Raw genomic sequence first — 20,630 nt, 5'->3', positions numbered from 1 at the left:
TTGGGCATTCGAGAAAATGAGTTCATGCCATGTTTTGATAGATTGAATCGCAATCTTTGCACAAAAACTTTAGTTTCTATATGGAAACTATCGTGGTAAGAACGGACAGCTTTGGGGAAATCGAATAAAATTGCTTCCCGGAAGCGCTTACTGCCCAGCCATTGTCCGATCCCCCGGCCCCGACTCTGCCGGTTCTCTTCTTCGCCCCTGCGGCCAGGATATTCATGCTCAGTCAACAAGAACTCGCGGACGAGGAACGCGTCAAGGCCCTGCACGCCCTCGGCATTCTCGACACCCCCAGGAAGAGCGCTTCGACCGCTTCACGCGCATCGCCAGCGCCGTCTTCGATGCGCCGATCGCCCTGATCTCGCTGGTCGACACCGACCGCCAGTGGTTCAAGTCGTGCCTCGGCGTCGAGATGAGCGAGACGCCGCGCTCGCTCGCCTTTTGCAGCCATGCGGTGGCGCTGGACGACGTGCTGGTGGTGCCCGACACCCACCTGGACGAACGCTTCGCCACGAATGCCCTCGTCACCGGTGCGCCGCACATCCGCTTCTATGCCGGCCAGCCGGTGCGCAGCCTGGAAGGCCAGCCGCTCGGCACCCTGTGCGTGATGGACACGCGCCCGCGCGAATTCGACCAGGCCGCCCGCCTGCTGCTGAAGGACCTGGCGCGCCTGGTGCAGGACGAGCTGAACCGCCTGGTGGTGGTGGCCGCGCGCGACAGCGCCCAGCAGGCGCTGTGCGAACTCAACGCGCAGCTGGAACAGCGCGTCGAGGAGCGCACGCGCGCGCTGCACGCCCAGAACCGCGCCCTGGAACAGGAAGCCGCGCACCGCATGGCGGTCGAGGATGCGCTGCGCCAGAAGCAGGAATTACTGGACGCGGTGCTGGAGACGGTCGATGTCGCCGTGGTCGCCTGCGACGGCGACGGCGCGCTGACCCTGTTCAACCGCGAGGCCCGCAAATTCCACGGCCTGGATGCCGAGCAGGTGGCGATGGCCGACTGGTCCACGCGCTACGACCTGTTCAAGTCCGATGGGCTGACGCCGCTGCCCCAGGACCAGGTTCCGCTGGGCCGGGCGCTGCGCGGCGAGCGCGTCAAGGATGCTGGCATGGTGATCGCGCCGGAAGGCCTGAAGGCGCGCCAGATCCTGGCCAGCGGCCGCGCGCTCAAGGGCGCCGGCGGCGAAAAGCTGGGCGCCGTGGTGATCATGAAGGACGTGACCGAACTGTTCGATTCGCGCGCGCAGGTGCTGGAAAGCGAAGAGCGCCTGCGCACCATCGCCGACAACGTGCCGGCGCTGATCTCGTACATCGACATCGAGCTGCGCTACCGCTTCGCCAACCAGCGCTACCGCGAATGGTTCGGCGTGCGCTGCGAGGACATGCTCGGCAAGACCGTGCCGGAAGCGATGGGCGAGACCTTCTACGCGCCGCGCAAGGCGGCGCTGGAACGCTGCCTGTCCGGGCACGGTTCGCACCTGGAGATCGAGGAAGAACGGCGCGGGCGCAAGCGCGTGATCAGCACCACCTACCTGCCGCACATGCGCGACGGCATGGTGCACGGCATCTACGTGCTGTCCACCGACGCCACCTCGGCGCGCCAGTACGAGCGCCAGCTGCATGCGCTGGCCCATTCGGACCACCTGACCGGCCTGCCGAACCGGCGCAGCTACGAGGAGCGCCTGGTGCAGGCGATCGCGCGCTCGCGCCGCAGCGCGATGCCGCTGGCGCTGGCCTATCTCGACGTCGACCACTTCAAGCAGATCAACGACAGCCACGGCCACGCCGGCGGCGACGCCGTGCTGCGCGAATTCGGCCAGCGCCTGTCGGCCACCGTGCGCAGCACCGACACCGTGGCGCGCCTGGCCGGCGACGAGTTCGTGATCGTGCTGGAGCAGGTCGGCTCGCCGCTGGAATGCCAGCGCATCGCCGACAAGCTGCTGGAGGCCATGCGCGCGCCCTTCGACTGCGACGGCCGCAAGCTGGCGGTGTCGGCCAGCATCGGCTTCGCCTGGTCGCCGCGGCCGGAGCAGGCGGCCCTGGCCCATGCGGCCGACGAGGCCTTGTACCAGTCCAAGCGCGGCGGCCGCGATACCGCCTCGGTGCTGGTGGTCGACAACGTCTGAGGACGCCGGGCGGGCCGGACGGCATGGAACGGCCATCCGGCGCAGGATTCGAGACATGGTCGAGTTGTCACCATTGATCGGATTTCAATTATTTACCAAAAGAACTCCATGTTGTTTTACGGCAACCAAAAAGCATCCAGATGCCGTGATCTTGACCGGAGTTAAGTCCGATAGTTATTGCCCGTTGGACTTATTTGTCGGTGGCGTCTATGCTGGCTTCGACAGTCAGCCATTCCCCCACCGATACCGATGACCCCCAGTTCCGCTCCCCGCCTGAACCACCTGAACAAGATTCGGCGCCCCGTCATCGGGCGTTCGATCGCCTTGCTCGTGGGTTTTTGCGCACTGCTGATCGGCATCCATGGCTGGAGCCTGTGGACGGCACGCCAGGGCCAGCTGGAGCAATCCGCGGCCAGTACCTCCAACATGGCGCGCGCGCTGGCGGCCCAGGCCGAGACCTCCCTCAAGATCGCCGACGCCATCCTGGGCGAAACCGTGGAGCGCATCGAAAGCGACGAGCGCGACGGCCTGGACGGCGCGGAAAAGCAGCGCCTGCACCGCCGCTTCATGAACATCGAGGCCAGCACGGCGGAGATCCACGGCGTGTTCTTCTTCGGCCCGGACGGCAGGTGGGACGTCACCTCGCTGAAACAGGTGCAATCGGGCAACAACGCCGACCGCGAATACTTCCGCTATCACCAGTCCCACACGGACCGCAAGACCCACGTCGGCCAGCCGGTGCGCAGCCGCGCCACCGGGGTGATGGTGCTGCCGGTGTCGCGCCGCATCGACAACCCGGACGGCAGCTTCGGCGGGGTGGCGCTGGTGACGCTCGACCTGCGCTTCTTCGGCGCCTTCTACGACCGCTTCGACGTCGGCCGCTCCGGCACCATCCTGCTGTCCACCGATGAGGGCCGGCTGGTGTACCGCCGCCCGTTCAAGGAAGTCCAGGTCGGCAACGACATCCGCTCCGGCCCGATCTACCAGATGTACAAGAGCAGCGGTCCGGTCGGCACCGCCATGCTGCGCTCGAAGATCGACGGCATCGAACGCCTGTACAGCTACCGCCACCTCGACAATTACCCGCTGATCGTGGCCAGCGCCCAGTCCAAGGACGAGATCCTGGCGGGCTGGTGGATCGCGGTGGTCAAGATGAGCTGCGTGGTGGCGTTCGCGGTCGCCATGCTGGCCTGGGGCGGGGCGCGCATGATCCGCCAGATCCGCATCCGCGAACGGCTCGAGGACGAATTGCTGCTGGCCGGGACCACGCTGCAGCAGCATAACGTGTCGCTCAAGGCGCTGGCCGAGAGCGATGGCCTGACCGGCCTGGGCAACCGGCGCCTGTTCGAGGCCACCCTCGAGCGCGAGGTCGGCCGCGCGCGCCGCACCAGCACGCCGTTCGCCCTGGTCCTGACCGACGTCGACTTCTTCAAGAAATACAACGATCGCTACGGCCACGTGGCCGGCGACGAATGCCTGCGCCAGGTCGGCGCCGCCATCGGCGCCGGCGCGCGCCGGCCGGCCGACCTGGCGGCGCGCTACGGCGGCGAAGAGTTCGCCGTGATCCTGCCGGACACCGACCTGGAAGGCGCGCTGGCGGTGGCCGAATCGATCCGCGCCGCGGTCGCCGCCATGCAGATCGCGCATGCCGACAGCCCGACCGGCCACGTCACGCTCAGCCTGGGCGTGATTGCCGGCCATCCGGCCGCCGATGGGCAGGGTGCCGCGCACGGCTGGGTGAGCGCCGCCGACCAGCTGTTGTACGGCGCCAAGTCGGGCGGTCGCAACCGCACCAGCGGCGCATGGCGCGACGACGGCGTGCCGGCGCCGGCCGAGTGCGCCACCGACGAGCAGAGCTTCACCGCATAGCGCGTCGCGCCGCATTGCCAAAACCGATCGCGCCGATAGAAAACATTTGGACCCGCTTGCTTGCAATTGAATAGCACGCGATCTAACATGGTTTCATGGAAGCCGACCACCCCCCAACCAGCGCGCCGCAGGACATGCCCGAGAATGCGCGGCCGAATGCGCCGCTGCTCGACGAGCAGCTGTGCTTCGCGCTGTATTCGACCGGCCTGGCAATGAACAAGGTCTACCGCAAGCTGCTGCGCAAGCTCGACCTGACGTATCCGCAATACCTGGTCATGCTGGTGCTGTGGGAGCGCGACGGGCTCACGGTATCCGACATCGGCGCGCGCCTGTTCCTCGATTCGGCCACGCTGACGCCGCTGCTGAAACGCCTGGAAACGGCCGGCCTGCTGCGGCGCAGCCGTTCCAGCGCCGACGAGCGCCAGGTACTGGTGGCGCTCACCGATGCCGGCCGCGCCATGGCCGCGCAGGCGCGCGCGATCCAGGAGCAGGTGTTCTGCGCCACCGCCTGCGCGCCGCACGAACTCGGCGCCATCAAGCAGCAGCTCGACCTGCTGCGCGCGCGCCTCGCGGCCAGCGCCTGACGGCAAGCCGATGCATATCGCATAAGCTTGTTCGGAATGCTTCGTTCTGCAGTGTCGCCCGGCTTGGTATAGTCCGCCTCCCTTAGAAAAACCAAGCCTCTCGATGAATCACAAGCATTTCCTGGCCGCCTACGCCGTCCTGGCCGGCGCGCCGCTGCTGGCCCAGGCGCAAGCCGTGCCGGCCGCCGCCGACGCATCCGCCGCCGGCGCCGTACCCGGCGAATCCGCCGCGGTCCCGGCCTCGGTCGTCGTCACCGGATCGCGCATCCCGCGCGCCGGCCTCGAAGGCCCGTCGGCCGTCACCGTCATCAAGGGCGAGGACATCACCCGCCAGGGCTACAAGAACGTGTTCGACGCCCTCAACAACCAGGTGCAGAACAGCGGCTTCACCCAGGGCGCCGACTACGGCAACACCTTCACGCCCTCGGCCAACACCATCAGCCTGCGCGGCCTCGGCCCCAACCACACGCTGGTGCTGCTGAACGGCCGGCGCCTGGCCGACTTCCCGATCGCCTACGACGGCACCGTCAACTTCACCAACCTGGCCAACATCCCGTCCTCGATCGTCGAGCGCATCGAGATCCTGTCCGGCGGCGCCTCGGCCATCTACGGTTCCGACGCGGTGGCCGGCGTGGTCAACATCATCCTCAAGAAGCGGTTCGACGGCGTCGACGTCAACCTCAAGGCCGGCGGCACCAGCCGCGGCGGCGGCGCCGAACGCCGCCTGCAGGTCACCGGCGGCCGCCAGTTCGACCGCCTCAGCACCGTGTTCTCGCTCGAGATCGACGACCGCAACCCGATCGCCGCCACCCAGCGCGACTTCATGGCAGTGCGCCAGGGCACGCCGACCAACGTGCTGTCGCGCCGCGACGCCAGCGCCGGGCGCTACGTCGATCCGGGCGCCACCTGCGCGGCGCTGGGCAACTTGTTCGGCGCCAGCGTCGGCAGCTACGCTTCGCGCACCGGCAGCTACTGCGCCAGCAACAAGGTCAGCCCGACCTACTGGTCGGTGCAGACGCAAAACCTGAGCAAGAACGCCTTCGCCAGCGCCACCTACGAGCTGGACCAGGACACTACGCTGTCGGCCGACGTCCTGCTGGGTCGCAACGATACCCGCAACAACACGCGCGGCCCGTCGTGGACGTCGTCGTCGCTGAACGGCAGTTACTTCCTGAACCGCAATACCGGCCGCTACGAAGCCTGGACCCGTTACATCTCGCCGGAAGAGATGGGCGGCGTGGCGCGCTACGACCGCCTCTGGCAGGACGACACCGCCGCCATCGCGCTGGGCGCGCACGGCATCTTCCGCGGCACCGGCTGGAAGTGGGAAACCGGCTACAGCGCTTCCTGGTACGGCAGCCGCAACACGGCGCCGCGCGCCCTGGCCAATATCGACAGCTTCTTCCTGGGACCGAAGCTCGGCCTGGACGCCAACGGCATCGCCATCTATGCACCCGACCCGGCGCGCCTGGCCACGCGCCTGACGGCGGCGGAGTTCGACGGCATCACCGGCGCCACGAAAAGCGACGACGAATCCTGGACCCACACGCTGTCGGCCAGCGCCAACGGCGAACTGCTGCGCCTGCCGGCCGGCCCGCTGCAGCTGGCGGTGGTCGCCGAAGCCGGCCGCCAGGGTTTCGCCAACCGTCCCGACGCGCGCATCGGCGAGGGCGTGTTCAACCTCGCCACCAGCGGCAGCGTGGTCACCGCCGGCACCCGCAACCGCTACGCCGCCGGTACGGAAGCCAGCATCCCGCTACACGAGATCTTGAGCGCCACCCTGGCCGGCCGCTACGACCGCTACGAGTTCGCCGGGCGCAGCAACGGCAAGTTCACCTACAACGGCGGCCTGGAACTGCGCCCGGCGCGCGAACTGCTGGTGCGCGCCAACTACGCTACCAGCTTCCGCGCCCCGGACATGAACTACATCTACAAGGCGCGCGGCACCGGCTACTACGCGTCCACCACGGATTACTACCGCTGCGGCCTGGCCGGCCAGCCGCTGGCCGGCTGCGAATTCGCCAAGGTGTCGCCGGGCGCGGACTACGTCCAGTACGGCAGCGCCGACCTCAAGCCGGAACAGGGCAAGTCCTACGGCACCGGCATCGTCTGGTCGCCCAGCAGCAGCTTCGACGCCTCGGTCGACTACTGGAACATCCGTATCGACGACCTGGTGACGAACCTGTCGGACGACCAGCTGCTGCGCGACGAAGCCGCCTGCCGCCTGGGCGCGCAGGACATCGCCTCGCCGACCTGCGTGGATGCGCTGGCGCGCGTGACCCGCTTCGCGGCCAACTCGCCGGTGCGGCCGGGCGAGATCAAGGAAATCCGCGTCAACCCGATCAATGCGGCCCAGCAGCAAAGCAGCGGCATCGACGTCAGCGCAAGATACGCGCTGCGCACGGCCGGCTACGGCATCTTCACGCTGCGCGGCAACTATTCGAAGACGCTGACGCGCCGTTCGCGCCAGTTCGCCGGCGATGCGGTCAAGGACGACCTGCATTCGCTCGACAGCGTCGATTGGCCGGACAAGCTGGCCGCCAGCCTGGCGTGGGAACGCGGCGCCCTGGGCGCCACCCTGTTCGCGACACGCTACGGCAAGATCCCGAATTCGGCCCAGGACGGCTACCTGAGCCCGACCACGCTCGTCAACGCCAGCGTCGTGTATCGGGTCAGCGACCGCCTGACGCTGTCGGCGATCGTCAACAACCTGTTCAATCACATCAAGTATGACAGCACCGGCGGCTGGCCGAACTATGCGGTCGGCAACTACAGCCCGGCAGGGCGCACGGGGTGGGTGGAGTTGAATTACCACTTCGGGATTTGAAGGAGCAGGCGCTTGCGGGAAGAGGTGTAATGCTGTCGAAAATGGTATCGCCAGCTTGAAAACCGTCGTTCCAGGCATTGCCTGAAACGACTCCCCGCGCATGCGGGGACCCAAGCTGACGGCAATTGCATTGAAATGCTTACCCGGCGACTCCGGTTACTCGGTATGGGTCCCCGCCAAGGGGGCCGCCAAGGCCGGGAACGACGTGGTGGCCGGTAATGCGCTGACGCCTCAACTCCTCGTCTGCTCCGGCTCCCAGCAATCCTCTTCGGAGCGTTTCGGCTTCGGGCTTTGCGCCAGCAGCCGGCGGAACTCCACGTCCGCCATCGGCTTGCCCATCAAATAGCCCTGCAGCACGTCGCAGCCGGTCGAGCGCAGGGCGCTGCGCTGGCCCTCGGTCTCGATGCCTTCGCAGATCACCGACAGCTTGAGCGACTTGGCAAAGGCGACCACGCCGTTGACGATGTCCAGGCAACGGCGGTCCTGCTCGATTTCCTGCACGAAGGAGCGGTCGATCTTGATCGTGTTGATCGGGAAGCGGCGCAGGTAGGACAGGTTCGAGTAGCCGGTGCCGAAATCGTCGAGGGCGATATGGAAGCCGTCGTGCATCAGCTGGCGCAGCACCTGCGCGGCCTTGTCGATGTCCTGCATCAGCATGCTCTCGGTGACTTCCAGCTTGATCGATTCCGGATCGAGCCCATGGCGTTCCACCAGCGCCTTCAGCAGCGCCGGCAGGTTCTCGTCGGTGAGCTGGCGCGGCGACACGTTCACCGCCATCTGCAGCCGGTAGCCCATGCCCTCCCATTCGCGCGCCTGGCGGCAGGCTTCCTCGCACACCCAGGCGCCCACCGCCGCCATGGCCGGCGAATCCTCGAGGATCGGCAGGAACGTGCCGGGCGCGAGGATGCCCAGGCGCGGGTGGTTCCAGCGCAGCAGGGCTTCGGCGCCGACCACGACGCCGTCGCCGGCGCAGATCTGCGGCTGGTAGTACAGCACGAACTGGCGCTGTTCCAGCGCGTTGAACAATTCCTGGCGCAGCTGCATGCGCTGCTTGAGCAGGTGCGTTTCCGCCGCCGAGAACACGCTGAAGGTATGGCGGCCGTTGGCCTTGGCTTCGTACATCGCCGCGTCGGCATTGTTGAGCAGCTCGTCCGGCGTGCGGATGTCGCCATCGCCGATGGCGATGCCGATGCTGGCGCCGACCGTCACGTGGTGGCCGTCGACCGCGACCGGCGCCGCCAGGCGCTGCAGCACGGCCTGCGCCAGTTTCCGCGCCGCCGCGGCCTCGGTCCTGGTCAGCACGAACACGAACTCGTCGCCGCTGATGCGCGCCACCGTGGTGCCTTCCGCGGAAAAGGCCGACAGGCGCCGTCCCAGTTCCTGCAGCACCTGGTTGCCGATCTGGTGGCCATAGGCGTCGTTGACTTCCTTGAAGCGGTCGAGATCGACGAACAGCACGCCGACCGGGTGGTGGCCTTGTTCGGCGTCGGCCAGTGCGGCTTCCAGCACGCGCATGCAGCTGAAGCGGTTGTGCAGGCCGGTCAGGCTGTCGTGCGTGGCCAGGTGCAGCAGGCGCGCTTCCGCTTCCTTGCGCGCGCTGATGTCGGCGAAGAACACGCTGATGCCTTCCGGCGTCGGGTACACGCGCGCCTCCATCCAGATGCCCAGGGACGAATAATAGCCTTCGCAGCGCGCCATCCGGCGGGTGCTGGCGGCCTGCTGGTAGGTTTCCAGGAAAGGGCTGGCGGCGGTGTCCGGGAACTCGGTCCAGATCGACTTGCCGATCAGGTCGGCCGGATCGTGTCCCAGCCAGGCGGCGCCGCGTTCGTTGATGTAGGTGATGCGCCAGGCGCGGTCGAGCGACAGGCAGCCGTCGGTAATGCTCTCGAGGACGGCGCTCAGGTGTTCGCGCGCGTTCTCGGCCGCCTCGCGCGCCTCGATCGAACTGGTGACGTCCTGCAGGAAGCCGGCATAGTTCATCAGGCGGCCGCCCTGGTCGTGCATCGGAAAGATGTGCATGCGCACCCACAGCATGCTGCCGTCCTTGCGGTAGTTGCGCAGCGTGGTGGTGCAGGGGCGCTCCTCGGCGATGCTGTCGCGCAGTTCGGTCAGCGGCGGCTGATGGCGGTCGCCGTTCTGCAGCAGGCGGCAATTCTGTCCGGCGATATCGTCCAGGCGGTAGCCGGTCAGGACTTCGAAGGCCGGGTTGACGTAGACGATCGGGTTGTCAGGCTGGCGCGGATCGGTGATGACGATACCGTTGGTGCTCGCCGTGAGCATGCGCTGGAAGAACCAGGGAGGCTGCGCTTCGATGGATGCAGGAATGGACATGGTCGGCCTGGTCGGTACGAGACGCTTCTAGTCTAATGCCGTGAACGCTTGGATGTAGCACGGATGACAACTTCGGGCATTATCCCGTAGACGGCCCGGTTGTTCAATATCCATGCATCAAGGGTAGGCGACCGCTTCAGGGCATGCCCAGCGCCGCCAGCCGGGCCGCCAGCGCCAGGCGGTCGGCATCGATGCGCGCTCCGTTGGTGCGGTTCGACAGCGTCGTCTTGTCCTTGCGGCCGAGGAAGTAGGCGATGCGCTCGGCATTCGCGCCGGACGGATGCGGAATGCCGTGCAGGATGCGTTCCTCGCGCAGCACGCCCCGGCGCGCCAGCCACGACAGCGCCAGGCCGACCTTGGGACCCATCGGCACGTACACCGCATCCGGCAACAGCGCCGCCTCGGGCGCGAAATGGTCGAGCATCTGGTCCAGCAGCAGCGGCGTGGTCAGCATGTTGGGGCTGGCGCCGCTGTAGTTCTTGCCGTCGACAAAGATCGCGTGGCGCAGCACCGCCGTCACGTGCAGCAGGTGCGCGTGCGTGCCGAACAAATCGGCGCAACTGGCGATGCCGAGCCAGCGCTGCAGGCCGGCGCGATCGAGCACGGCGACCAGGTTGGGGCGGATCGCGCCGCTGAAGGCGCCTGCCGTCTTGGCCGCATGCAGCACCTCCGCATGCGGCACGCCGGCGAGCAGGGCCTGGCGCGCCGCGCGCACCGCGTTTTTCCAGTGTACGAAGCCGGGCGTGATGCCGACCAGGACCACGCGCGCAGCCGTGTTCACGTGATCGAAGGGTGTGTAGCAGGCCTGGATGCCGTTTTCCTGCGCCACGACGAACGATGCGGGAATGGCGGCGGGCGTGGCGACGGTATCCGGATCGGTAGCGAGGATGACGTCGATGAAATCGGCAAAACGGGCTGCTGGCATGAGTGAAAGGGTAAAAGGAATACGAAAAACGATATCGAAGTCGCGGAAAAATTGATTGGATCGATCTCGGACTTGCCGCCTAAGATACCGAACGGCATGTCCATACGACATGCTCGACAAAAAAATCATAACAAGATATCAGGAGACATATGGAACGCACCGCATCGGGCCAGGTTCCGGCCAGCCAACGTCGCGCCTTCGCGCTGCGCGCCCTCGTGGCCGCACTGGCCGGCGCCGGACTGGCAGGCAGCCTGCCGGCCCTGGCGCAATCGACCGACACCGCTTCGGCCGCCGCCGTCACCAATGCCAACACGGCGGCCAATAACAGCAACGATCCCGCCGACGGCGCCGCCGCCGGCACTGCCGGCGACCGCGCCCCGGCGCGCGATGCCGGCGCCAACGTCATCGTGGTCAACGGCCAGCGCCAGGCGGCGCAGAGCGCCCAGACCATCAAGAAGAACGCCGAGCAGGTGGTCGATTCGATCGTCGCCGAGGATATCGGCAAGTTCCCGGACAAGAACGTGGCCGAGCTGCTCGGCCGCATCACCGGCGTGCAGACCGTGCGCGAGAACGGCGAGGCCGGGCGCATCGTGATCCGCGGCCTGGGCGGCATCAGGACGCTGCTCAACGGCCGCGAGATGTTCACCGCCGCCGACCGCAGCCTGAACCTGACCGACGTGCCGGTGTCGATGCTGCAGCGCGTGGACGTGTACAAGTCGCAGGGCGCCGACATGGTCGAAGGCGGCACCTCGGGCGTGATCGACGTGCGCACCTTCCGTCCGTTCGACTTCAAGGGTTCGCAGACCGCGGTCAACGTGCGCGCCGAACACCGCGACAAGACCGGCAAGACCGACCCGCAGGTGGGCGGCCTGCTGTCCAACCGCTGGAAGACTGACCTCGGCGAATTCGGCCTGCTGGGCGGCCTCTCGTACCAGCGCGGCCGCTACCACGACGAGACCGCGTGGGCCGGCCAGCCGACCACCTACACCAACCCGGCCGGGGTGCAGGGCGCCGACGGCAACGGCCGCGTGATGGTCACCGGCGACCGCAAGCGCCTGGCCGCCAACCTGGCCGCGCAATGGCGCCCGAACCGCGACATGCAGTTCTATGCCGAAGGCTTCTCGACCAAGATCGACGTCGACTCGCAGAGCGTGTTCTTCGTCGGCGGCTTCCCGATCAACAACGCCGCCTCGACCGTCACCACGGTCGGCGCCGACGGCAAGCGCTACCTGGACACCATCAGCAACCCGAGCGATACCTCGCTGGTGCTGAGCTCGACCCAGGCGCGGCGCGACTGGTCGCGCGGCACCCAGGGCGCCATCGGCGGCACCTGGGACGTCTCGCCGACGGTGCGCCTGTCGTCGGAACTGGTGCGCACGGTCTCGACCTACCGCCAGGAAAACCCGATCCTCGATTCGATCTATACCGCGCCGCACCCGGTGACCGGCGGCGTGCGCGACGGCGGCGGCTTCGTCGACTACCCGGGCGTGAACCTGGTCGATCCGTCCAAATGGACCATGATCGCGCTGTACGACAACCACAACCATGCGAACGGCAGCGCCAACGACTGGCGCGGCGACGTCAACTGGACCCCGGACGACGCCGGCATCCTGAAGGAACTGTCGGGCGGGGTGCGCGTGGCCAAGCGCGAGGCTTCCCATGCGAACGAACTGGGCAACTACCGCCCGGCCACCATCACCGGACGCGCGCCGTCGAGCGTGCCGGGCCTGTCCTGCGTCAGCCCGCAAACCCATGGCAACTACGGCGTCAACCAGTACTACGCCGCCTGCATGAACTTCCTGCTGGATAACACCGGGGCCGTGCGCCAGGCCATCCTGGGCACCAGCGCCGGCCTGCCGGACGATCCGCTGTCCTTGTACACCGACGAGGAAACCACCAGCGCGCTGTACGGCAAGGCCAAGGTCGGCTTCGACGCCTTCGGCATCCCGGTCGACGGCACCGCCGGCGTGCGCCTGGTGCGCACCAGGCAGAGCATCGACGGCAACTCGCGCGCCGGCACGGGGCCGGTGACGCCGGTCTCGGTGTCCGGCACCACCACCAACGTGCTGCCCAGCCTGAACCTGCGCGCCAGCTTCCGTCCCGACCTGATCGGCCGCCTGGTGGCCGGCAAGGCGATCGAGCGCGCGGCCTTCGGCGACTACAATCCGGGCCTGACGCTGGGTTCGGTCACCACCACCAATGCCAACCTGCCGACCGGCACCTCGGGCAACCCCAACCTGAAGCCGCAGGAAGCGCGCAACCTCGACCTGGCGCTGGAATGGTATTTCGCCAAGGACGGTTCGCTCACCGGCACCGTGTTCCAGCACGACTTCAAGAATTACCTGCGCCGCCGCGACGCGGTCGAGACCATCAACGGCCAGCAGTACCTGGTCAGCCGTCCGTACAACCTCGACACCGCCAAGCTGTACGGCTTCGAGGGCGCCTACCAGCAGTTCTTCTCCAGCCTGCCGGGCTGGATGAGCGGGCTGGGCATGCAGGCCAACTTCACCTACATGGACGGCGGCATGAACGAAGCCGACGGCAGCCGCAACACCTTCGCCGGCATGTCGAAGCGCGCCTATAACCTGGTCGGCCTGTACGAGCGCGGCCCGTGGTCGGCGCGCCTGGCCTACAGCTGGCGCGACAAGTTCGTCGACACCTACAACTACCGCGGCCTGGGCGTGGATCTGATCGTCGACCCGATCAAGACCCTGGATGCCTCGCTGTCGTACAAGATCGACGAGCGCATGACCGTGACGCTGGACGGCAGCAACCTGCTGAACCAGGCCTACCACGACTACCACGGCACGCCGCTGTTGCCGCGCGACGTGCGCCGCTACGACCGCGTGGTGGGCCTGGCGCTGCGCTGGAAGATGTGAGCGCGGCTGCCTGAACAGTCGAAATAATCAGGGTGCCGCTGCGATGGAAATCGGGTGGCGCCCTCGTCGTTTGGAAGGAAGCCGCATGCAAACCCCGCACACACAGCAACTCTCGACCCTGGAAAAAGTGGGTTTCGGCGCCGGCGACATGGCGCTCAACGTGGTGATCTCGTCGATGATGCTGATCATCACCTTCTTCTACACCGACATCTACGGCCTCAAGACCGGCGACCTGGCCCTGCTGTTCATGCTGGTCAAGATCGTCGGCGCGCTGTCCGACCTGGCGGTGGGCCAGATGACCGACAGCTTCCTCACGCGCTGGGGGCGCTACCGCCCGTACCTGCTGCTGCTGGCAGTGCCCTACGGCGTCTCGGTATCCATGGTGTTTTCCACGCCGGACTGGGGCTACGACGCCAAGCTGGTGTGGGCCTATTCGACCTACATCCTGATGACGCTGATGACCTCGGGCGTGGGCGTGCCCTACATCTCGCTGATCAGCGGCCTGACCGCCGACCCGCAGGAGCGCCTGTCGGCCAACGGCTACCGCCTGTTCCTGGCCAAGGTCGGCGCCTTCATGGTCACCATCGTGGTGCCGATCCTGGCCGACCGCTGGGGCAACGGCAGCAAGGCCGCCGGCTACCAGGCGGCGATGGCGCTGATGGCGGTGCTGGGCGTGGCGCTGTTCCTGTTCTGCTTCTTCACCACCACCGAGCGTGTGGTGCACCGCGTACAACGCCAGCCGATCCTGGAGCAGGTGAAGGTGCTGGCCCGGAACGACCAGTGGCTGATCCTGTGCGCGGTGTGCGTGACCGGCACCATCGGCTACGTGATCCGCGGCTCGGTGGCGATCTACTATGCCAAGTACTACCTGCACGGCGACACCGGCACCGTCTCAGCGTTCCTGTCCACCGGGGTGGCCGCCGCCATCATCGCCATGGTGATCTCGACCTGGGTGACCAAGTTCTACTGCAAAGTGAAACTGTTCCGCTACACGCAGCTGATGGTGGCGCTGCTGTCGGTGCTGATCTACGCGCTGGTCAAGCCGGGCGACGTCGCGCTGGCCTTTGTCCTGTACTTCGCGCTGTCGCTGGTGGTGGACCTGCATGCGCCGGTGTTCTGGTCGGCCATCGCCGAGACCATCGACTACGGCCAGCTCAAGACGGGCAAGCGCGTGTCCGGCTTCGCCTTCGGCGGCATCTCGGTGGCGCAGAAGATCGGCATGGGCATCGCCGGCAGCCTGGTCGGCGTGCTGCTCGGCACCTTCCAGTATCAGCCCAACCAGGAACAATCGGCGCTGGCGCTGCAGGGCATCGCGCTGATGTTGTCGGTGATCCCCGGCTTCTTCCACTTCCTGATGGGCGCGCTGATGTTCAAGTACCGCATCAGCGACGACTATTACGCGGCCGTGAAGGCGGATCTGCGGGCGGGGGAGACGGTGGCAGGGTGATTGTTTGCCTGAATACCGTTACCGCCCGATTCCAACCGCGACCCTACGCACGTCGTCCCCGCGCAGGCGGGGACCCATAGTGAGCATGCAGCTTAGCGACCGCTAGCAACTCCGGAAGCTCGGCATGGGGTAAAGAATGCCAGTGGCATTCTTTACCCTCCGCGGGGACGACGGTTTTAGAGCCAACTCATCGAAATAACACACCATGCAAGAAACCCTCATCCACCCCCTGATCGAACAACGCGCCGACCCCTACATCTACAAGCACACGGACGGCTTTTATTATTTCACCGCCTCGGTCCCGCAATACGACCGCATCGAACTGCGCCGCGCCGCCACCATCGAAGGCCTGGCCACCGCGCCCACCGTGGACGCCTGGATAAAACCCGACAGCGGCCCGTACAGCGAACTGATCTGGGCGCCCGAGCTGCACTTCAACATGGGTGCCTGGTACGTGTACTTCGCCGCCGCCCCCAGCCGCGCGATCAAGGACAAGCTGTTCCAGCACCGCATGTACGCGATCCGCAATCCCAACCCCAATCCGCTCGAAGGCGCCTGGGAATTCATGGGCCAGGTCGACACCGGCATCGACACCTTCTGCCTGGACGCCACCACCTTCAACCACCAGGGCACGCTGTACTACCTGTGGGCGCAGAAGGACGTCGCCATCGAGGGCAACTCGAACCTGTACCTGGCGAAGATGAAGACGCCGTGGCAGATCGAGGGGACGCCGGTGCTGCTGTCGAAGCCGGAATACGATTGGGAGACGCGCGGCTTCTGGGTCAACGAGGGGCCGTCGGTGGTGCACCGCAACGGCAAGATCTTCATCTCGTATTCGGCCAGCGCCACCGACGAGAACTATGCCATGGGCCTGCTGCACGCCGACGAGGATGCCGACCTGCTCGACCCGGCCTCGTGGACAAAGTCGCGCGAGCCGGTGCTGCGCACATGCTACGATCACGGCATCTACGGGCCCGGCCACAACAGCTTCACCTATGCTGAAGATGGCGAGACCGTCATGCTCGTGTACCACGCGCGCACCTACACCGAGATCGTCGGCGATCCGCTCTGGAACCCGGACCGCCACACCTTCGTGAAGCCGCTGCGCTGGGGCGAGGACGGCATGCCCCTGTTCGGGCGGCCCTCCACCTATTGAGGAAGACATAACGTGCACGCTCAGACCGCTTCACACACCGCCGCTTCGCAAACCGACCCGGTCCAGGACGACGGCCAGCACAACGACCGTCGCCAGGGCGAACGCCGCCAGTCCGACGCGCCGGCCGTCCAGCCGGGCATCACCCAGGCGCCGTTCGGCACGCTGCCCGACGGCCGCCCGGTCACGCAATACACGCTGGCCAACGGCCGCGGCATGGTGGTCAAGGTCATCGACTTCGGCGGCATCATCACCGAGATCCACGTCCCCGACCGCCACGGCGTCGGCGGCGACGTGGCGCTCGGTTTCGACACCCTCGAACCCTACCTGAAGGAGAGCCCGTACCTGGGAGCGCTGATCGGCCGCTACGGCAACCGCATCGCCAAGGGCCGCTTCACACTCGACGGCAAGGACTACCAGCTGCCCGTCAACAACGGCGAAAACCACCTGCACGGCGGCGACCCCGGCTTCGACAAGGTGCTGTGGACGGCCGCCGTGGAAGGAGAGGGCCTGGCGCTGCGCTACCGCAGCGTCGACGGCGAGCAGGGCTACCCGGGCAACCTGGATGCCACCGTCGTCTACAGCCTCACCGACGACAACGAAATCGTGGTGCGCTTCCATGCCGTGACCGACCAGCCGACCCCGGTCAACCTGACCCAGCACAGCTATTTCAACTTGCGCGGCGCGCCGGCCGGCGAATCCGGCGGCGACATCCTGCAGCACGTGATCAGCATCGACGCCGACCGCTTCGTGCCGATCGACGCCGGCTCGATCCCACTGGGCGACCTGGCGCCGGTGACCGGCACCCCGTTCGACTTCCGCCGTCCGCGTCCGATCGGCGAGCGCATCGAACAGCCGGACAAGCAGCTGCGCCACGGCACCGGCTACGACCACAACTGGGTGCTGAACCGCCCCGAGGGCAGCCGCGACCTGCGCCGCGCGGTGCACGTGTGCGAGCCCGAGAGCGGGCGCGTGCTGGAACTGTTCACGCAAGAACCGGGCGTGCAGTTCTACAGCGGAAATTTCCTCGACGGTTCGCTGACCGGCAAGGGCGGGCGCGCCTATGCCTTCCGCAGCGGCTTCTGCATCGAGCCGCAGCATTTCCCGGATTCGCCGAACCAGCCGGCCTACCCGGACACGATCCTGCGGCCGGGCGAGGTCTACGAGACCGAATCGCGTTTCCGCTTTTCGGTCATGGACTGATCGGTCCAGGGGGCGGGGCCCGGTTCTAGGGGTCAGAGCCCGGTTCATCCGGGTGGGCTCTGACCCCGGTGTTCAGACGCGCTGCCTATTAGCACCGGTTTTATCAGGGTGCTAAAACCGCCTCGAATGCAAACCGGGCTCTGACCCCTGGCCGGCTCTGATCCCTCGATATCCAAACCGATATCGATATTCTCAAAAAATTGATTGGAAAGTTATCTAGTGACATTTTAGACTCCCTCCATCGCTGAGCCGGACCCGACATGAGCCGCTCGGCCCCAGAAGGGCATCCCGCGCCGCCGCGCCGTGCGCGCACCGGGCCCCATATAACGACGGAGGAGATCACATGTCCGAGACAAAAAAGAAGTCCGCTCTGCGTTCCGCCGAGTGGTTCGGTACCCAGGACAAGAACGGCTTCATGTACCGGAGCTGGATGAAGAACCAGGGTATCCCCGATCACGAATTCCAGGGCAAGCCGATCATCGGCATCTGCAACACCTGGTCCGAACTCACCCCCTGCAACGCCCATTTCCGCAAGCTGGCCGAGCACGTCAAGCGCGGCATCCTGGAGGCGGGCGGCTTCCCGGTCGAGTTTCCGGTGTTTTCCAACGGCGAATCGAACCTGCGCCCGACCGCCATGCTGACCCGCAACCTGGCCAGCATGGACGTCGAGGAATCCATCCGCGGCAATCCGATGGACGGCGTGGTGCTGCTGGTCGGCTGCGACAAGACCACCCCGGCGCTGCTGATGGGCGCGGCCAGCGTCGACGTCCCGGCGATCGTCGTCACCGGCGGCCCGATGCTCAACGGTAAACTGAACGGCAAGGACATCGGCTCCGGCACCGCCGTGTGGCAGTTGCACGAGCAGGCCAAGGGCGGCCAGATCTCGATGCACGACTTCCTCGCCGCCGAAGCCGGCCACTCGCGCTCGGCCGGCACCTGCAACACCATGGGCACCGCCTCGACCATGGCCTGCATGGCGGAAGCGCTGGGCACCTCGCTGCCGCACAACGCCGCCATTCCCGCGGTGGATGCGCGCCGCTACGTGCTGGCGCACATGTCGGGCATCCGCATCGTCGAGATGGTCAATGAGGGCCTGACGCTGTCGAAGATCCTGAAGCGCGAGAACTTCGAGAACGCCATCCGCGTGAATGCCGCCATCGGCGGTTCGACCAACGCCGTGATCCATTTGAAAGCGATCGCCGGGCGCATGGGTGTGCCGCTGGAACTGGAAGACTGGACCGCGATCGGCAAGGGTACGCCGACCATCGTCGACCTACTGCCCTCGGGGCGCTTCCTGATGGAAGAGTTCTATTACGCCGGCGGCCTGCCGGGCGTGATCCGCCGCCTGGGCGAAGGCGACCTGCTGCCGCACCCGGACGCGCTCACCGTCAACGGCAAGTCGCTGTGGGACAACACGCGCGAGGCGCCGATCTACAACGACGAGGTGATCCGCAAGCTGGACACGCCGCTCATCGCCGACGGCGGCATCTGCATCTTGCGCGGCAATTTGTCGCCGCGCGGCGCCGTGCTGAAACCCTCGGCGGCGTCGCCGCACCTGATGGCGCACCGCGGCAAGGCGGTGGTGTTCGAGGACTTCGACCACTATAAAAAGCGCATCGTCGATCCGGACCTGGACGTCGACGAAAACTCGGTATTGGTGATGAAGAACTGCGGCCCGAAGGGTTATCCGGGCATGGCCGAAGTCGGCAACATGGGCTTGCCGCCCAAGCTGCTGGCGCGCGGCATCACCGACATGGTGCGCATCTCGGACGCGCGCATGAGCGGCACCGCCTACGGCACCGTGGTGCTGCACGTGGCGCCGGAAGCGATGGACGGCGGACCGCTGGGCATCGTGCGCGACGGCGACACCATCGAGCTCGATTGCGCCAACGGCCGCCTGCACCTGGACGTGGCGGACGCCGAGATCCAGGCGCGCCTGGCCGAGCGTGCCGAGACGGTCAAGGCGCCGCCAAGGAGTGGCTACCAAGGCCTGTACATCGACCACGTGATGCAGGCCGACGAGGGCTGCGATTTCGATTTCCTGGTCGGGTGCCGCGGTTCCGCCGTGCCCAAGCATTCGCATTGAACGGACGTGCGTTGGACGCGTGGACGGCAGAGCCGCCTCGCCGGCCACGTCCACCCTACGTGTCCACGCGCCGCATGCACCATCGAACATCCGCGATACCCATCACCACCATCTGACCATACGCACGTGCGCAACGCGCCACGGAGACACCTGACCATGCTGCTCATCCAATACACCACCGCTGCCGGCCAACGCTGCGTCGGTATCCTCGACGGCGACGCCGTCACCCCCGTCGCCGGCTACGCCACGACGCTGGAACTGGCCCAGGCCGCCATCGCCCAGGGCGTGGGCCTGGCCGCGCTGGCCGACGCCGCGTCCGACGCCTCCGACGACGGCGCCGAATCGTACGAGGCGATCGCCCAGGCCGGCCGCCTGCTGGCCCCGATCGACCATCCGGATGCGGCCCATTGCTACGTCACCGGTACCGGCCTGACCCACCTGGGTAGCGCCGACACCCGCGACGCCATGCACAAGAAGATCGGCGGCGACGTCGAGACCCTGTCGGACAGCATGAAGATGTTCCGCATGGGCGTGGAAGGCGGCAAGCCCGCGGCCGGCAGCGCCGGTGTGCAGCCGGAATGGTTCTACAAAGGCGACGGCTCGATCGTGCGCGCGTCCGGCCAGGCCATGGACATGCCCGATTTTTCGCTGGACGGCGGCGAGGAACCGGAGATCGCCGGCCTGTACGTGATCGGCGCCGACGGCCAGCCATGCCGCGTCGGCTTCGCGCTCGGCAACGAGTTTTCCGACCACGTCACCGAGCGCCAGAACTACCTGTACCTGGCCCACTCCAAATTGCGCAACTGCGGCGTCGGCCCGGCGCTGCTGGTGGGCGAACTGCCGGCCCACGTCGAGGGCGTGTCGCGCATCCGCGGCCGCGACGGCGCCGTGCGCTGGGAAAAGGCCTTCGTGTCCGGCGAGCAGAACATGTCGCACACCATCGGCAACCTCGAATACCACCATTTCAAGTACGGCCTGTTCAACCGTCCGGGCGACGTGCACATCCACTTCTTCGGCACCGCCACGCTCAGCTTCGCCGACAACGTGCGCGTGGAAGCCGGCGAGACCTTCGAGATCGAGTCGCCGCAGTTCGGCCCCGCGCTGCGCAATCCGCTGGCGCTGGCGCCGACCCGTTTCGCCCGGGTGAAGACCCTGTAAGCGCCGCGGCGCACACAAAAAATAAAACGATGGAGAC

At 66.7% G+C, this 20,630-nt stretch carries 12 protein-coding genes; 10 read left to right on the top strand and 2 right to left on the bottom strand.

Annotation, left to right across the window (positions count from 1 at the left end):
* The first annotated feature begins 130 nt into the window (after positions 1 to 130).
* The 4 genes from HH212_RS27160 (at position 131) to HH212_RS02035 (ending at position 7,411) form a co-directional block, all read left to right on the top strand.
* A complete protein-coding gene (locus tag HH212_RS27160) occupies positions 131 to 2,131 on the top strand; it encodes a sensor domain-containing diguanylate cyclase (protein ID WP_169433862.1) in 2,001 nt (666 codons plus the stop codon).
* Positions 2,132 to 2,380: 249 nt separating this feature from the next.
* On the top strand, positions 2,381 to 4,000 hold the full coding sequence (locus HH212_RS02045) for a sensor domain-containing diguanylate cyclase (RefSeq protein WP_169433861.1): 1,620 nt from the start codon (positions 2,381 to 2,383) through the stop codon (positions 3,998 to 4,000).
* Between the two features lie 134 nt (positions 4,001 to 4,134).
* Complete coding sequence (locus tag HH212_RS02040) at positions 4,135 to 4,584, top strand: MarR family winged helix-turn-helix transcriptional regulator (RefSeq protein ID WP_170205210.1); 450 nt, start codon at positions 4,135 to 4,137, stop codon at positions 4,582 to 4,584.
* 103 nt (positions 4,585 to 4,687) lie between these two features.
* Positions 4,688 to 7,411 (top strand): TonB-dependent receptor domain-containing protein, encoded by a 2,724-nt coding sequence (locus tag HH212_RS02035; RefSeq protein WP_169433860.1) that lies wholly within the window; start codon positions 4,688 to 4,690, stop codon positions 7,409 to 7,411.
* A gap of 231 nt (positions 7,412 to 7,642) precedes the next feature.
* Here HH212_RS02035 and HH212_RS02030 read toward each other — a convergent pair whose 3' ends face one another.
* Positions 7,643 to 9,742 (bottom strand): EAL domain-containing protein, encoded by a 2,100-nt coding sequence (locus HH212_RS02030; protein ID WP_169433859.1) that lies wholly within the window; start codon positions 9,740 to 9,742, stop codon positions 7,643 to 7,645.
* Positions 9,743 to 9,878: 136 nt separating this feature from the next.
* The gene (locus HH212_RS02025) at positions 9,879 to 10,667 is read right to left on the bottom strand and encodes a hypothetical protein (protein WP_169433858.1); all 789 of its coding nucleotides are present in this window, start codon (positions 10,665 to 10,667) and stop codon (positions 9,879 to 9,881) included.
* Between the two features lie 149 nt (positions 10,668 to 10,816).
* Between HH212_RS02025 and HH212_RS02020 the strand changes: the two genes are divergently transcribed.
* The 6 genes from HH212_RS02020 to araD1 all read left to right on the top strand — a co-directional run bounded on the left by HH212_RS02020 (position 10,817) and on the right by araD1 (position 20,593).
* On the top strand, positions 10,817 to 13,546 hold the full coding sequence (locus tag HH212_RS02020; RefSeq protein WP_169433857.1) for a TonB-dependent receptor: 2,730 nt from the start codon (positions 10,817 to 10,819) through the stop codon (positions 13,544 to 13,546).
* Between the two features lie 85 nt (positions 13,547 to 13,631).
* Positions 13,632 to 14,993, top strand: coding sequence for an MFS transporter (locus HH212_RS02015; protein ID WP_169433856.1), 1,362 nt, complete (start codon positions 13,632 to 13,634; stop codon positions 14,991 to 14,993).
* A gap of 205 nt (positions 14,994 to 15,198) precedes the next feature.
* Complete coding sequence (locus HH212_RS02010) at positions 15,199 to 16,149, top strand: glycoside hydrolase family 43 protein (RefSeq protein ID WP_169433855.1); 951 nt, start codon at positions 15,199 to 15,201, stop codon at positions 16,147 to 16,149.
* Between the two features lie 12 nt (positions 16,150 to 16,161).
* A complete protein-coding gene (locus tag HH212_RS02005; RefSeq protein ID WP_441295192.1) occupies positions 16,162 to 17,349 on the top strand; it encodes an aldose epimerase family protein in 1,188 nt (395 codons plus the stop codon).
* Positions 17,350 to 17,692: 343 nt separating this feature from the next.
* Complete coding sequence (locus HH212_RS02000) at positions 17,693 to 19,435, top strand: IlvD/Edd family dehydratase (protein WP_169433854.1); 1,743 nt, start codon at positions 17,693 to 17,695, stop codon at positions 19,433 to 19,435.
* 156 nt (positions 19,436 to 19,591) lie between these two features.
* The gene (gene araD1, locus HH212_RS01995; RefSeq protein WP_169433853.1) at positions 19,592 to 20,593 is read left to right on the top strand and encodes an AraD1 family protein; all 1,002 of its coding nucleotides are present in this window, start codon (positions 19,592 to 19,594) and stop codon (positions 20,591 to 20,593) included.
* Positions 20,594 to 20,630: the final 37 nt, after the last annotated feature.

Origin of the sequence: Massilia forsythiae (genome assembly GCF_012849555.1) — a bacterium.
Taxonomy (GTDB): Bacteria; Pseudomonadota; Gammaproteobacteria; order Burkholderiales; family Burkholderiaceae_D; genus Telluria; species Telluria forsythiae.
Note: the sequence above shows the minus strand (reverse complement) of the source record. Positions and strands in the feature narration are given on the sequence as shown.